At 63.7% G+C, this 14,259-nt stretch carries 13 protein-coding genes; 10 read left to right on the top strand and 3 right to left on the bottom strand.

Annotation, left to right across the window (positions count from 1 at the left end):
- Nucleotides 1-22 precede the first annotated feature (22 nt).
- Nucleotides 23-751 (bottom strand): uroporphyrinogen-III synthase, encoded by a 729-nt coding sequence (locus HV823_RS00930; RefSeq protein WP_176947870.1) that lies wholly within the window; start codon nucleotides 749-751, stop codon nucleotides 23-25.
- Entirely contained in the window at nucleotides 751-1,680 is a 930-nt protein-coding gene (gene hemC, locus HV823_RS00925; protein WP_176947869.1) for a hydroxymethylbilane synthase, read from the bottom strand. Before hemC ends, HV823_RS00930 begins: the two co-directional genes overlap by 1 nt.
- Before the next feature lie 73 nt (nucleotides 1,681-1,753).
- On the opposite strand from hemC, the gene tsaD reads away from it, so the two are divergent.
- The 10 genes from tsaD (at nucleotide 1,754) to HV823_RS00875 (ending at nucleotide 11,949) form a co-directional block, all read left to right on the top strand.
- Complete coding sequence (tsaD, locus tag HV823_RS00920; protein ID WP_176947868.1) at nucleotides 1,754-2,848, top strand: tRNA (adenosine(37)-N6)-threonylcarbamoyltransferase complex transferase subunit TsaD; 1,095 nt, start codon at nucleotides 1,754-1,756, stop codon at nucleotides 2,846-2,848.
- Complete coding sequence (locus tag HV823_RS00915) at nucleotides 2,845-3,849, top strand: NAD(P)H-dependent glycerol-3-phosphate dehydrogenase (protein ID WP_176947867.1); 1,005 nt, start codon at nucleotides 2,845-2,847, stop codon at nucleotides 3,847-3,849. Before tsaD ends, HV823_RS00915 begins: the two co-directional genes overlap by 4 nt.
- Before the next feature lie 3 nt (nucleotides 3,850-3,852).
- Entirely contained in the window at nucleotides 3,853-4,146 is a 294-nt protein-coding gene (locus HV823_RS00910; protein ID WP_176947866.1) for a YciI-like protein, read from the top strand.
- Between the two features lie 5 nt (nucleotides 4,147-4,151).
- On the top strand, nucleotides 4,152-4,583 hold the full coding sequence (locus tag HV823_RS00905) for an EVE domain-containing protein (protein WP_176947865.1): 432 nt from the start codon (nucleotides 4,152-4,154) through the stop codon (nucleotides 4,581-4,583).
- A gap of 6 nt (nucleotides 4,584-4,589) precedes the next feature.
- Entirely contained in the window at nucleotides 4,590-5,246 is a 657-nt protein-coding gene (locus tag HV823_RS00900; protein WP_176947864.1) for a 50S ribosomal protein L11 methyltransferase, read from the top strand.
- Between the two features lie 402 nt (nucleotides 5,247-5,648).
- Complete coding sequence (locus HV823_RS00895) at nucleotides 5,649-8,762, top strand: helicase-related protein (protein WP_176948171.1); 3,114 nt, start codon at nucleotides 5,649-5,651, stop codon at nucleotides 8,760-8,762.
- A gap of 4 nt (nucleotides 8,763-8,766) precedes the next feature.
- Nucleotides 8,767-9,201: an RNA-binding S4 domain-containing protein gene (locus HV823_RS00890; RefSeq protein ID WP_176947863.1), complete on the top strand. Its 435-nt coding sequence runs from the start codon at nucleotides 8,767-8,769 to the stop codon at nucleotides 9,199-9,201.
- A gap of 194 nt (nucleotides 9,202-9,395) precedes the next feature.
- Nucleotides 9,396-9,734 carry a ferredoxin FdxA gene (gene fdxA, locus HV823_RS00885; RefSeq protein WP_176947862.1) on the top strand — a complete coding sequence of 113 codons (339 nt, stop codon included), beginning with the start codon at nucleotides 9,396-9,398 and terminating at the stop codon, nucleotides 9,732-9,734.
- Nucleotides 9,735-10,116: 382 nt separating this feature from the next.
- Entirely contained in the window at nucleotides 10,117-10,686 is a 570-nt protein-coding gene (locus HV823_RS00880; RefSeq protein ID WP_176947861.1) for a CarD family transcriptional regulator, read from the top strand.
- 408 nt (nucleotides 10,687-11,094) lie between these two features.
- Nucleotides 11,095-11,949 carry an RNA polymerase factor sigma-32 gene (locus HV823_RS00875; RefSeq protein WP_097141201.1) on the top strand — a complete coding sequence of 285 codons (855 nt, stop codon included), beginning with the start codon at nucleotides 11,095-11,097 and terminating at the stop codon, nucleotides 11,947-11,949.
- Between the two features lie 96 nt (nucleotides 11,950-12,045).
- Here the strand turns inward: HV823_RS00875 and HV823_RS00870 are convergent, their stop codons facing one another.
- On the bottom strand, nucleotides 12,046-14,106 hold the full coding sequence (locus HV823_RS00870; protein WP_176947860.1) for a mechanosensitive ion channel family protein: 2,061 nt from the start codon (nucleotides 14,104-14,106) through the stop codon (nucleotides 12,046-12,048).
- Between the last annotated feature and the right edge of the window lie 153 nt (nucleotides 14,107-14,259).

Below are 14,259 nucleotides of genomic sequence, written 5' to 3'. Positions count from 1 at the left end.
GGAAGCGGGCCGAGTGCAACTCTCAGAGCAGGTCCAGCAGTGCTTCTTCGGTCGGCATCGCCGCCACGACGACGGATTTCGAAAAGCGCTCCGGCACCACGGAAGCGACGTTGCGGCTGATGCACATGAACAGCGTATTTTCGAGGCTGTCCAGATGCTCGTTCACCAGTGGCAGTTCGAAGAAATGCCGCGCCGCCTCGCGCGAATAGAGAAGCACGGCATCGGCATGCTCGTCGACGATAAGCGGGCGCAACTCGGTTCGCTTCGGGCGGATCGCCTCCATGCGGTAGCATTCGGCGACATCATAGCTAACGTCCTCTGCATCCAGGCGCTTCTCGAGTTGCCTGGAACGGGGCACGCCCGCGAGATAGAGCAGCGGATCGGCCGGCACCCCGTATTGCTGGCGATGGGAGAGGATCAGGTCCGCCAGGCTGTTGCCGTCGCTGCCCTCTGCGGCGAGAACGGTGCGAAAGCCTGATTCGCTCGCCGCCCGTGCGGTTGCGCGGCCGACCGCGAAAACGGTCGTCAGGAGATGGCGGTCGATGTCGGGTTCGATGGATCGCAGCACCCTTGCCGCTTCCGCACTTGTGATAGCGATGGCTGAATGCTGCCGGGACAGGCCGGCCATTGCCGCCTGCGGATCGTGCACCGGCTTTACCAGTGCGACGACGGCCGGCGTGTGGCCGAGGGCCGAAAGTTTCGTGGCGGTCCGTTCTGCCGAAGCCTGCGGTCGCACGACGAGGACGCGCATCAGCGCCACCCGTCGAAGAAGGACGTGCCGGCCGCGTCGCGGACGGCATGGCCCGCCTTTTCGCCAAGTTCGGCGGCGTCCGTTGCCATTCCCTCGCTGTGCGCTTCGTGGAAGCGCGCGCCGTCGGGCGTCAGGATCATGCCGCGGAAGTGGAGGCGCCCGGCGTCGCAGACGGCATATCCCGCGATCGGCGTCCGACAGGAGCCGTCGAGCACGCCCAGGAAGGCGCGTTCGCATGTCACCGCGTCGCTCGTCGCCCGGTCGTTGATCGCGGCCAGCAGGTCGCCGATCCGGCGGTCGCCGATCCGTGCTTCGACGCAGATCGCGCCTTGCGCGGGGGCGGGCAGGAACATGTCCGTATCGAGAATTTGCGTGGCAACGTCCTGCTTGCCGATCCGTTTGAGGCCGGCATAGGCGAGCAGGGTGGCATCCGCCTGCCCTTCGGCGAGCTTGCGCAAGCGCGTATCGACCTGGCCGCGGAACGTCACCACATTGATGTCCGGCCGCAGTTTGCGGATCTGCGCCTGCCGCCGCAGCGATGCGGAGCCGACGGTCGCCCCGGGCGGGAGGTCGAGGAGCTTTGCCGCCGTCCGGCCGACGAAGGCGTCGCGCGGGTCTTCGCGCGGCAGGAAGGCGGCGAGTTCCAGGCCGTCCGGAAGGCGGGTCGGCATGTCTTTGGAGGAATGCACGGCGAAATCGAGGTCGCCCGAAAACAGCTGCGCCTCGATCTCCTCGGTAAACAGGCCTTTGCCGCCGATCTCGGACAGCGGCCGGTCGGTGATGCGGTCGCCTTTCGTGGACAGCACGACGATCTCGAACATCTCCTCTGGCAGGCCGTGCGCATGCATCAGGCGCGCGCGCGTCTCGTGCGCCTGTGCCAGTGCGAGCGGGCTGCCGCGCGTGCCGATCCTGAAAGGTTTTGTTTGCATCCGCCTTGATCCGTTGTTACCGGAAGCTCTCGTAACCGGCTTTTGCCACCATCGCAATGAAACAGCGTGCTTCATGTCGTCCCACCTGACCATCCTTGGCATCGAAACGAGCTGCGACGAAACTGCCGCTGCTGTCGTCGTGCGCGACGAGGCCGGGCAGGGGACGATTCTCGGCGATGTCGTGCTCAGCCAGCTGGACGAACACAGCGCCTATGGCGGCGTCGTTCCGGAAATTGCGGCGCGCGCCCATGTGGAAGCGCTGGACGATCTGATCCGTCAGGCCCTGGCGAAAGCGAACATGACACTGGCCGACATCGACGCTATTGCCGCGACCAGCGGGCCGGGGCTGATCGGCGGTCTCATCGTTGGACTGATGACGGGGAAAGCGATCGCGCGCGCCACCGCAAAGCCACTCTACGCCGTCAACCATCTCGAAGGACATGCGCTGACGGCGCGGCTTACCGACAAGCTGGACTTCCCCTATCTGATGCTGCTCGTATCCGGTGGGCATACGCAGCTCGTTTTGGTGCGCGGCGTGGGTGAATACGAGCGCTGGGGCACGACCATCGACGATGCGCTCGGCGAGGCTTTCGACAAGACGGCCAAGCTTCTGGGCCTTCCCTATCCCGGCGGACCTGCCGTCGAACGGGCGGCCGCATCCGGCAATGCAGACCGCTTCTCCTTTCCGAGGCCGCTGGTCGGCGAAAAGCGGCTGGATTTCTCCTTTTCGGGATTGAAGACCGCCGTTCGCCAGGCGGCGCAGTCGATCGCGCCGGTATCCAGGCAGGACGTGGCAGACATCTGCGCCTCGTTCCAGAAGGCCGTTTCCCGCACGCTGCAGGACAGGATCGGACGCGGCCTGGAACGCTTCCGCCAGGAGTTTCCGGACGTCTCCCAGCCGGCGCTGGTGGTCGCAGGCGGCGTTGCCGCCAACAAGGTCCTGCGCGCGACACTGCAGGAGCTTTGCGACCGTAACCGCTTCCGCTTCGTCGCGCCGCCGCTCGCCCTTTGCACCGACAATGCGGCAATGATTGCCTGGGCCGGCCTTGAGCGCATGGCCGCGGGCCTGGCCGCAGACGAATTGTCGGTATCTCCGCGCTCGCGCTGGCCACTGGATGCCGACGCTGCTGCCATCCTCGGCTCCGGCAAGAGGGGGGCGAAGGCATGAGCTCGAACCCGCATGTCGTGGTTGTCGGTGCCGGTGCGTTCGGCACGGCCCTTGCCACCGTGGTGGCGCAGACAGGGGATGTTCCCGTTGCCCTGCTAGCGCGGCGTGACGAGACCGTTGCCGAGATTCGCGACACCCGGCGCAACGAGGCCGTTCTGCCGGGCATCGCATTGGCCGCGTCCCTCTCCGTTACGACCGATCCGGCCGTCCTGAGGCAGGCGTCGGTCGTTCTCTTCGCCATGCCGTCGCAGGCGCAGCGTGAGGCTGCGCGCGAACTCGCCGCGCTTCTTGCCGACGGGGCCTCGGTCGTCGTCTGCGCCAAGGGCATGGAAAAGGCGAGCGGGCGCCTTCTGACCGACGTTCTGGAAGAGGAACTGCCGCGCCAGCATGTCGCCGTTCTTTCCGGTCCCGGCTTTGCAGCCGACATTGCCCGCGGACTGCCGACGGCCATGGTCGTCGCAGCGGCGACGATGGAGAAGGCCGCCGAGCTTGCGCGCGTCCTCTCCGGCCCGACCTTCCGGCTCTATCCGTCCGCCGACCGGATCGGGGTACAGCTCGGCGGGGCTTTGAAAAACGTGCTTGCGATCGCCTGCGGCATCGTCGAGGGCGCCGGACTGGGCGATTCCGCCCGCGCCGCGCTGATTTCGCGCGGGCTTGCGGAGATGTCACGCTTCGTCGCCGCACATGGCGGCGATGCCGCCACCGTGACGGGCCTGTCGGGGCTCGGCGATCTCGTTCTCACTGGCACCAGCCACCAGTCGCGCAACCTGCGCTTCGGCATCGCGCTCGGGCGGCAGGGCAATGCCGATGGCTGGTCGGGCGACCTCGTCGAAGGCGCCTTTGCCGCCGGCGTCGCCTCGCAGGTGGCCGCCGAGCGCAAGATCGACATGCCCATTACCGATGCGGTCGCCGCCATCATCGATGGCAGGCTGGATCTGCCGACGGCGATCGGAAAACTGATGACCCGTCCCATTACCCAGGAATTCAGAGAGAAAGGATAAGTCGTGCTTTTTGCTATCCTCTGCACCGACAAGCCGGGCGCACTGCAGCTGCGCCTCGACACCCGCCCCGAACATGTCGCGCATCTCAACACGCTGAACGAGGAGGGCAAGCTTGCCTTCGCCGGCCCGTTTCTCGACGCCGACGGCAAGCCCAATGGCAGCCTCGTGGTCGTGAAGGCCGACAGCATCGAAGCGGCCCGTGGGCTGGCCGAAGCCGATCCCTATGCCAAGGCCGGGCTGTTCGCCACGGTCGACGTAAAGCCCTGGAACTGGGTCTTCAACAATCCGGGGGCCTGACGTCGATGGCATACTGGCTATACAAATCCGAGCCCTTCAAATGGTCGTGGCAGATGCAGAAGGATGCCGGCGAGAAGGGGACGGAATGGAACGGCGTGCGCAACTATCTTGCGCGCAACAACATGCGGGCCATGAAGATCGGCGACAAGGGCTTCTTCTATCATTCCAACGAGGGGCTCGATATCGTCGGCATCACCGAGGTCTGCGCCCTTTCACATCCTGATTCGACGGCGGGCGACGATCCCCGTTGGGACTGCGTCGACATCCGCGCCGTCTGTGACATGCCGAAGCCGGTCTCGCTGAAGGAGATCAAGGCCAATCCCAAGCTCCACAACATGTCGCTGGTCACCTCCATGCGGCTGTCCGTCCAGCCTGTGACGGAGGAGGAATGGATCGAGGTCTGCCGCATGGGCGGGCTCGAAGATCCCCCGCGCTGACCCCTCGTGAAGACCGATCCCGAACGCTTCATCCTCGACAATACCGCGATCCTGTCGCCCCCGCACGTGCCGGAAATCCGGCTGCGGCTTGCGTCAGAGGCACATGACCTCTGGCTGAAGACGGAAGAGGAGCTCGAGGAGATCGGCCTGCCGCCGCCGTTCTGGGCCTTCGCCTGGGCCGGCGGGCAGGGGCTGGCACGCTACGTCCTGGATCACCCGGACGTGGTTTGCGGCCGCACGGTGCTGGATTTTGCCAGCGGCTCCGGCCTGGTGGCGATCGCGGCGAAGCGTGCGGGTGCTGCAGACGTGCTGGCGGCGGACATCGATCCGTGGAGCGGGACGGCAATCCGCCTGAACGCGCAATTGAACGACGTCGCCGTGCGGACCGGCCTCAAGAACATTGTCGGCGAGGATGACGGCTGGGACGTCGTCCTCGCCGGCGACGTCTTCTACGACGAGAGTTTCGCAGACGTTCTGATCCCCTGGTTTTCCACGCTTTCGGCGAGGGGAGCCACGGTGCTGGTCGGCGATCCGGGGCGGTCCTACTGTCCGCGGAAGGGTATGGCGCAGCTTTCGACCTATGAGGTTCAGGTGACCCGGGCGCTGGAAGACAGCGAGGTCAAGCGCACGACGGTGTGGCGTTACCTGCCTGCGGCCAGCTAGAGACGCGCGTCCCGTCAGGTGCTACGTCGAAAGAAGTATTAAGCATACCTCGCGAAGGGGCTTTACAGCCTTTTGGCGCAAAGTTGCGGGCACTGCCGCAGGACTCGGCTTGCTGGAGGGCCGGATTCAACATCTGGGGAGCGAAATCGGCTGGCCACCAACATGCTGTAGGGAACAAAACCTGAATCGGCCAGAGTCTTCGTTTCGTCTCCGATTCGTTCGCAGACTGTTCCAAACCGGGATCTGCGGACATGCAATCGCCTGAATATCCGAGTGAAATGGCCCGCAAATCCAAACCTGCCCTTGCTATCTTGCGCTGCGATGGGCATTTGTGTTGCCGGCGACGGGCCACCGTTGCTGGACGATCGATACTCTCCGAGGCAAGCCTTGTCTGCTGCACCGATGATATTGAGCGGCCGCGGTGTCACCGCGGTGCTCGGGCCGACCAATACCGGCAAGACCCATTACGCAATCGAACGCATGGTGGCGCATGAAACGGGCGTGATCGGACTGCCGCTCCGCCTGCTGGCGCGCGAGGTCTATACGCGGCTCGTCGAGAAGGTTGGTCATCACAACGTTGCGCTCGTCACCGGCGAGGAGAAGATCACGCCGCATATGGCGCGCTACTCCGTCTGCACCGTGGAGGCCATGCCGCGCGAGACGCGTGCCGCCTTCGTGGCGATTGACGAGGTGCAGCTCGCCGGCGATCTGGAGCGCGGCCACATTTTCACCGACCGCATCCTGCATCTGCGTGGCCGAGAGGAGACGCTGCTGCTTGGGGCGGCGACCATGAAGCCGATCCTCGAACACCTTCTGCCCGGCATCACCGTGGTCGAGCGTCCACGCCTTTCGCAGCTGTTCTATGCGGGTTCGAAGAAAATCACGCGCTTGCCGCAGCGAACGGCCATCGTCGCCTTTTCCGCCGACGAGGTCTATGCGATCGCCGAATTGATCCGCCGCCAGCGGGGCGGCGCCGCCGTCGTTCTGGGGGCGCTTTCGCCGCGTACCCGCAACGCCCAGGTCGGCCTCTACCAGGAGGGCGACGTCGAATATCTGGTTGCGACCGATGCTATCGGCATGGGGCTCAACCTCGACGTCGACCACGTGGCGTTCGCGCAGGATCGCAAGTTCGACGGCTATCAGTACCGCAATCTCAATCCGGGCGAACTCGGGCAGATCGCCGGCCGCGCCGGCCGCCACACGCGCGACGGGACCTTCGGGGTGACGGGGCGGGTTGATCCTCTCGATCCGGAGCTGGTCGAGCGGATCGAGGCGCACGAGTTCGATCCCGTCCGCGTGCTGCAATGGCGCTCAAAGCGGCTCGATTTTTCGTCGATCGCCAACCTCAAGGCGAGTCTCGATGCGCCGCCGGCGGTCAGCGGGCTGGCGCGTGCGTTGCCGGCCGTCGACCAGCAGGCGCTGGAGCACCTGTCGCGCTATCCCGACATCAGGGAGATGGCGACGACGCCTGAGCGGGTGGAAAAGCTCTGGGAGGCCTGCGCGCTACCGGACTATCGCCGCATCGCGCCGGCGCAACACGCCGATCTCATCTCCACCCTCTATGCCGATCTCGTCCGACGCGGTACGGTGAACGAGGATTTCCTCGCCGAGCAGGTGCGGCGTGCGGATCGCACCGATGGCGAGATCGACACGCTTTCGGCACGAATCGCGCAGATAAGAACATGGACCTATGTGTCGAATCGCCCCGACTGGTTGGCCGATCCGACACACTGGCAGGAAAAGACGCGGGAAATCGAGGATCGATTGTCCGACGCGTTACATGAAAGGTTGACGAAACGCTTTGTTGATCGCAGGACATCTGTGCTCATGAAGCGCCTGAGAGAGAATGCGATGCTGGAAGCGGAAATCAGTGTGAATGGCGATGTCTTCGTCGAAGGACATCATGTGGGGCAATTGGCCGGTTTCCGGTTCACGCTTGCTTCGGGCACGGAAGGGCCCGATGCCAAGGCGGTGCAGGGCGCGGCCCAGAAGGCGCTCGCGCTCGAATTCGAAGCGCGCGCGGCCAGGCTTCACGCGGCCGGCAATGGCGATCTTGCGATCGGCTCCGATGGCACGGTTCGCTGGCTCGGCGATCCGGTTGCCCGTCTTGCGGCCAGCGAGCATGTCATGCGCCCGCGCGTCATCGTGCTTGCCGACGAGCAACTGACCGGCAGTGCCCGCGATCACGTCGCTGCGCGCATCGAGCGCTTCGTCAATCACCATATTGCCACCGTGCTCAAGCCGCTCGACGACCTGTCGCGCGCAGAAGACCTCCAGGGTCTTGCAAAGGGGCTGGCGTTCCAGCTCGTCGAGAGCCTCGGCGTTCTGTTCCGGCGCGACGTCGCAGACGACGTGAAGTCGCTGGACCAGGAGGCGCGCGCCTCGATCCGCAAGCACGGCATTCGTTTCGGCGCCTATCACATTTTCATGCCGGCGCTTTTGAAGCCGGCCCCTGCCGAGCTGATCACCCTGCTCTGGGCGCTGAAGAACGACAGCCTCGACAAACCGGGATACGGGGAACTGATCCCGGCGCTGGCGGCCGGACGCACCTCGATCGTCACCGATCCGGCCTTCGAGCGGGCCTTCTACAAGCTTGCGGGCTTCCGCTTCCTCGGCAAGCGCGCCGTGCGCATCGACATTCTCGAGCGGCTTGCGGACATCATCCGGCCGCTGCTGCAGTGGAAGCCGGGTACAACGCCGCGTCCGGAAGGCGCCTATGACGGCCGCCGCTTTACGGCGACCACGTCGATGCTCTCCATTCTCGGTGCTACGCCGGACGACATGGAAGAGATCCTGAAGGGGCTCGGCTATCGCGCCGACAGCGTCAAGGCGGAAGAAGCAGCCGCTTTCCTTGGTGCGGAAGATGCGAAGGTCGCAGCGAAGCCCGAGGGCGAAGTCGCGCCAGAGGCGCCCGCCGACGAGGCTGCGGCGCCGGTGGAAGACGCCGACGCGGAAGGCGAGACCGAGGCCGAGACCGCCGCCGATTCTGCGCCCGTAACCGAGGCTGCAGAAAACCAGGCAGCCGAGGCTCCCGTGTCCGAGGAAGTGCCGGCTGCCGCCGAAACTCCGTCGGAAGCAGCTCCGGCCGCGGACGAAACGCCGGCAGAAGTGCGTCCCGTCCTCCTGTGGCGTCCAGGTGGCCGCAACGACAATGCCCGCCAGGGCCAGCGCAATCATGGCCAGCGCAATCATTCCCAGGGCGGCCAGGGCCAGGACGATCGCCGTGGCGATCGCGGCCAGAAGCATGGCGGTGGGCGACGCGACGGTGAACGCCGTGACGGCGACCGGCGAGACGGACCCCGCCAGGGCGGACGTCCCGAGTTCGCCAAGGGGCGCGACGGAAAGCCGCAGGGCGGCAGGCCTGACCGCAACGAGCGGAACGATCGTCCGCAGCGGGATGATCGTGGCGGCAAGCCTGTCAAGTTCGAGGCGCGCCCGCCGCGCAAGGAGAAGCCGATCGATCCGGATTCGCCTTTCGCCAAGCTGGCCGCTCTCAAGGAGCAGATGAAGAAGTAGCGGCATGAACGACGGGCGCGAACAGCCATCTGATCGACGCGAGCCCGGCCAGGGCCGCCAGCGGATCGACAAATGGCTGTTCTTCGCCCGCCTGCGAAAATCCCGCTCGCTGGCTGCGAAGTCGGTTGAGCAGGGCGACGTGTCGGTGAACGGCCAGTCGGTGCGGCAACCGTCTTTCAACGTCAAGGTCGGCGACACGATCATCCTGTCGCTTGACCGTCGCGACATGGTGGTGAAGGTGCTCCTGCCGGGGGCGCGTCGCGGCCCCTACGAGGAAGCCCGCACGCTTTACGAGGATCTGACGCCGCCGCCACTTCCGCGCGACGAACGCAATCTTTTCGAACAGGTAGCGCGCGAGCGTGGCGCCGGCCGCCCGACGAAACGGGAGCGACGCGAAACCGATGCGCTACGCGGGCGTTTCGAACCGCCGGACGATTAGAAAACTGTCCCGCAACGGGCCGATTTCGCGGACGCTTTATTCTTGCAAACACGTACCAAAGCCTTTACCTCCACAGCAGAAGCGGAGGTTGTCGGGCGTGATTTGTCGAGCTCGTTTCCCTGCTTCGCGCCGGGATCTCCCGGCAGAGGTGACGGTCGCCCGCCCTCGGTGAAGGAAATTCGCTGGAGTTATTCATGACGTACGTCGTGACCGACAATTGCATTCGCTGCAAGTATACGGATTGTGTCGAAGTCTGCCCGGTGGACTGTTTCTACGAGGGTGAGAACTTTCTCGTCATCCATCCGGACGAATGCATCGATTGCGGCGTGTGCGAACCGGAATGTCCGGCCGAGGCCATCAAGCCGGATACCGAGCCGGGGCTCGACAAGTGGTTGAAGATCAACGCGGAATTCGCACAGATCTGGCCGAACATCACGGTCAAGAAGGATGCGATGGCCGAAGCCAAGGCCTTTGACGGCGAGGAAGGAAAGTACGAAAAGTACTTCTCCGCCGAGCCCGGCCAGGGCGACTGACCCGGCTGCAGGCGCCGGCAGAGCGACGTTCGAACTGGGGAAAACACGACAAGCCAGCCCGAAAGTGATAGGGCAGGCTTGATGACCCATGCGAAGCAAATTATTGATTTCCGCACTTTTTTGTGGTAGGGTCTCGAAACTGATCCACGTTGAGGCACTTGGTGTGCCCGAACACCACCACGAAAGCAAACGATCCTAAAGGCGCCGCTCACCTTCATAAGACACGTCAGCGTTGCTGTTTCGTGTTCGCGCCGCCACTTTCGTTTGTGCCTTGTTGGCCGGACCAGGAATGGTGTCACTCCGACGGTGTCTCCGTCTTTCCCGGGCCTTCTTGACCCGGCCCCGGCCATGCCGGGAGCGTTACAGGGAGTATTTGAATAGAATGACGATCCAGCAGAAGAAATCTTCCACGCGTCAGGGTTTCAAGACCGGTGAATCCATCGTTTATCCGGCTCACGGTGTCGGACAGATCGTCGCCATCGAAGAGCAGGAAGTCGCCGGCATGAAGCTCGAGCTTTTTGTCATCGACTTCGAAAAGGACAAGATGCGCCTGAAGGTTCCGGTCGCCAAGGCCGTTTCCATCGGCATGCGCAAGCTCTCCGAAACCGATTTCGTCGACCGCGCGTTGAAGGTTGTGCAGGGCAAGGCCCGCGTGAAGCGCACCATGTGGTCGCGCCGCGCGCAGGAGTACGATGCCAAGATCAATTCCGGCGACCTGATCTCCATCGCAGAAGTCGTGCGCGACCTCTACCGTGCCGAGAACCAGCCTGAGCAGTCCTATTCCGAGCGTCAGCTCTACGAAGCTGCCCTTGACCGCATGGCGCGCGAAATCGCCGCCGTGAACAAGATGTCGGAAACCGAGGCCGTTCGTCTAGTCGAGGCCAACCTGAACAAGGGGCCGAAGCGCGGCAAGGTCATCGAAGAGGACGACGCGCAGGACGAAGCCGCCTAAGGCGCTGTCATCCGCTTCATTATTCAACCCGGCTGGTCCCCCAGCCGGGTTTTTTATTGGAACTTTTTTGCACCGCACGAATTCCGGTCGAATGACAATCCGTGCTGGCACGTCTGTTTCTTTGCGGCAGTTCACCCTTTGCCGCTCGTTCGTCCAGAAATCGAAAGGATCGACAAGCCGGGAGAAGGCCGTACCGGCTACAAGATTTCACCACTCGCTCACCAGCTGGGAGCAGTGTAACATGCCTTGCAGGTGACAGATCCCAGGGAGATTTCTCCTCCAAGGCCTTCGGTCTTCGCAGCCGCACGAGGTACCCAGCGAAGATTTCGCAGACGCATGCATTGTCAGGTGAATACCGCGGTCGGGTTGATCGTGGATCCTTTCAATCCCGGCTCAGGGGAGACGCCAATGGCTACCACCGCCGCAGATCGTCGCATGATCAAGATCGCCATGTCCGCACCGTATCTGGAGCGTGACGAAGAGCAGGCTCTCGCCGTGGCGTGGCGGAAGGATCACGATCAGGAAGCCCGAAATCGGATTGCAATGGCGCACATGCGCCTCGTCATTTCGATTGCGGCTCGGTTTCGCAATTTCGGCCTACCCTTCAACGATCTCCTGCAAGAGGGATATATCGGTCTTCTGGAGGCCGCCGCCCGTTTCGAGCCGGAGCGGGAGGTACGTTTCTCGACCTATGCCACCTGGTGGATCCGTGCGTCCATCCAGGACTATGTACTGCGCAACTGGTCGATCGTGCGCGGCGGCACAAGCTCGGCGCAGAAGGCGCTGTTCTTCAATCTGCGACGGTTGCGCGCGCGCATAGCCCGCGGAGACGTGAACCTTACGTCGGAGACGATCTACAACGAGATCGCGGGTGCGCTGAAAGTCAGCACCGCCGACGTACGTAACATGGACGCGCGGCTGGCCTCGTCCGACGTTTCGCTGCAGGCACCGGTTTCGGGCGGCGAGGAAGGCGGTGCGAGCCATCAGGACTTCCTCGCCAGCGATGCGCCGCTGCCTGATGAGGAGGTCACCGAAATGATCGACGGCGAGCGCCGGCGTGCGTGGCTGCAAAGGGCGCTGTCGCGGCTCAACGAGCGCGAGATGAAGATCATCCGCGCCCGAAGGCTGGCCGACAGCAGTTCGACGCTGGAAGAACTCGGTGCCGACCTCGGCATATCCAAGGAACGGGTTCGCCAGATCGAGAACCGTGCGATGGAGAAGCTCAAGATTGCGCTCTGCGAGGCGTCCCCGGCATTCGCCTGAACAGGCTTGCCTTCTTTCTGCCTTGGGCCTCTACTGTGACCGGTGCCGGCGCGGGGGTGCGCCGTCATGCGATCTTGCTGATCAGTGCAGGCAGGATCACGGTCCCCCGGACGCTCCGCCGCCGGCTGCTGCTGCCGCTTGGGCCGCGGCGTCGGCCTGCCGCTTGTAGAGTGCTGCAGCCGCCGCTTCCTTGTCCTCGCCGCCGACCTGGAAGGTGGGCTGGGCGAACGCGATGTCGTTTTCCGCAAAGGCCTGCGTGATCATTGTGTAGGCGCGGCGCCTTATTGCGGCCTGCTCGCCTGTGGGGCGTGCGGTAAAGCCGAAGCTGATCTCGATGCCGAATTCGCCGATCTGCTCGACGCCCTTCAACTTCAAGGGCTTGATGAAGTGCGGCCCGAGTTCCGGATCCTCCAACAATTGCTTGCCGATCTCCTTGGCGATCTTGCCGACCTTGTTCATATCGGTCTTGAACGGCACACGGATGCGGAATTTGTCAACGACCCAGTCGCGGCTGCCGTTGCGGATGGCGCCCAACTCACCGAAGGGGACGGTGAAGACCGAGCCGCGGTGATGCCTTAGGCGGATCGAGCGCAGGCTGAAGGATTCCACCACGCCGTTATAGCTGCCGCTTTCGATCCATTCGCCAACGCGGAAGGCGTCGTCCATCAGGTAGAAAACGCCGCTGACGATGTCCTTGACGAGGGTCTGCGACCCGAAGCCGATGGCCACGCCGAAAATGCCGGCGCCTGCGATGATGGGACCGATCTGGACGCCCATTTCGGCAAGCACGGTCATGGCGGCGACGCAAATGAGCACGGCTGCCAGCGCATTGCGGAAGATCGGGAGCAGCGTGCGCATGCGTGCCCGCCGGGCGACGACGTCCGGGGGGAGGCCGAGGTCGGTCTCGGCGGATGGCAGCCTGCTGTCGATGTAGGATTTGGCAAGCTGCCAGGCAAGATCAGCGATCAGCAGGATGATGATGCTCTTGAACAGTCCATAGACCAGCGTCTGGAAAAGCGGATTGTCGCGCGCGATGACGTTCGGATTGTAGCGCCAGACAAGACCGAGCCAGCCGAGTGCGAGCAGGATGATGATGGCGCGCACGCCCCTGACAAGCAGGACCATGCGCGGCGAGTTGACAGCCTCTTCGCTCCAGCGTGTCAACGCGAAGGCACTGGTGATGTGTTCCGCTCCCGAAAGAATTCTGGGAAGAACAACTGCATAGATGCCGATCCAGAAGACGCCGCCGAGATTGATGCACCAGAGCAGCCAGAGGGCTGCGACATAAAGGGAGGCGAGGATGTTGCCGGTGCGCGTCGGTGGATTGCCTTTTCGATCGAACGGCCGGTGCCAGATCGTCTCCAGCGCGATGAGGAAGAGCGCCAGGGAAAAGACATAGACAATCACCGATCGTGCATCGGGATCCACGCCCAGCGGGCGGCACATGGCCCAGATCGCAATGCCGGAAGCAAGAACCGCGGCAAAGATCCGGATGCGGCTGTAGTGAAACCGAGAGGTACCGCCGACATCCATCGAAATGCGAAAGAGTCCGAGCACCAGCCGGTATGCGATGACCGAGAGCAGGGAATAAAGCACGACGACGCGCAGCAGCGGCGGCCACTCGACGGCGAAGAACACCAGCGCCGATACCACGGCGAAAACGATCAGCGGGCCGAACTGGGCGTAGGCCTGCGCCAAAGCCGGGCTTTCGAACTTGGTCCTGTGAAGCGTACGGCGAAACAGCCACTCGAATACTGCGCCCACGCAGAGGATGCCGAGGAGAAGGATGGCGGCAGGGGCAAATCCATTTTCGCTTGCTTGCTGGTGGACCCGGCGAGCCGCTTTCGCGATCTCGGAGGGAACGGTCGGAACGGCGGCACGCAAGGCACGAAAACGAGAGCGCGCCTGCGCCTCGATGTTCTCGACCTCGAGGGTGGCCTCCTTCTCGGCCGTCTCGATCGTCGTTGGCGGCCTGTTTTGCAACCAGGTCTTCACCTCGGGGTCGTCGAGCAGCTTCAGAAGCTGGGCGACCTTTTCGGGCGGCGGGGCTGCGGCAGGGGCGTTGCCGGCAGACCCTGACTGGGCCACGACCGGGAAGGCGACAAACACCATGAGACAAAAGACAAGCGAGGACAGAAATGCGGGCAATTTCGACATGCAACCAGCGCCTTCGATTAACTTCCAGGAAGTCACTCTGCCCGCCGCTCCTTGCGAGCGGGAGTATTTAACTAGCATTTACGCGGGGTAAGCCGGAAGATGGTATAATTGAAGTAATCTTGCAATGCAGATTGGTTCGCGCACAGGCGCGCA

This window comes from Mycoplana rhizolycopersici, from assembly GCF_013378445.1.
GTDB classification, from domain to species: Bacteria; Pseudomonadota; Alphaproteobacteria; order Rhizobiales; family Rhizobiaceae; genus Mycoplana; species Mycoplana rhizolycopersici.
Note: the sequence above shows the minus strand (reverse complement) of the source record. Positions and strands in the feature narration are given on the sequence as shown.

Bases quoted from the DNA above. Each gene is read 5' to 3' on its own strand.
- hemC (WP_176947869.1), bottom strand. From the start codon at position 1,680: ATGCAAACAAAACCTTTCAGGATCGGCACGCGCGGCAGCCCGCTCGCA.
- HV823_RS00880 (WP_176947861.1), top strand. From the start codon at position 10,117: ATGACGATCCAGCAGAAGAAATCTTCCACGCGTCAGGGTTTCAAGACC.
- HV823_RS00870 (WP_176947860.1), bottom strand. From the start codon at position 14,106: ATGTCGAAATTGCCCGCATTTCTGTCCTCGCTTGTCTTTTGTCTCATG.
- HV823_RS00930 (WP_176947870.1), bottom strand. From the start codon at position 751: ATGCGCGTCCTCGTCGTGCGACCGCAGGCTTCGGCAGAACGGACCGCC.
- tsaD (WP_176947868.1), top strand. From the start codon at position 1,754: ATGTCGTCCCACCTGACCATCCTTGGCATCGAAACGAGCTGCGACGAA.
- HV823_RS00895 (WP_176948171.1), top strand. From the start codon at position 5,649: ATGATATTGAGCGGCCGCGGTGTCACCGCGGTGCTCGGGCCGACCAAT.
- HV823_RS00905 (WP_176947865.1), top strand. From the start codon at position 4,152: ATGGCATACTGGCTATACAAATCCGAGCCCTTCAAATGGTCGTGGCAG.
- HV823_RS00915 (WP_176947867.1), top strand. From the start codon at position 2,845: ATGAGCTCGAACCCGCATGTCGTGGTTGTCGGTGCCGGTGCGTTCGGC.
- HV823_RS00875 (WP_097141201.1), top strand. From the start codon at position 11,095: ATGGCTACCACCGCCGCAGATCGTCGCATGATCAAGATCGCCATGTCC.
- HV823_RS00890 (WP_176947863.1), top strand. From the start codon at position 8,767: ATGAACGACGGGCGCGAACAGCCATCTGATCGACGCGAGCCCGGCCAG.
- fdxA (WP_176947862.1), top strand. From the start codon at position 9,396: ATGACGTACGTCGTGACCGACAATTGCATTCGCTGCAAGTATACGGAT.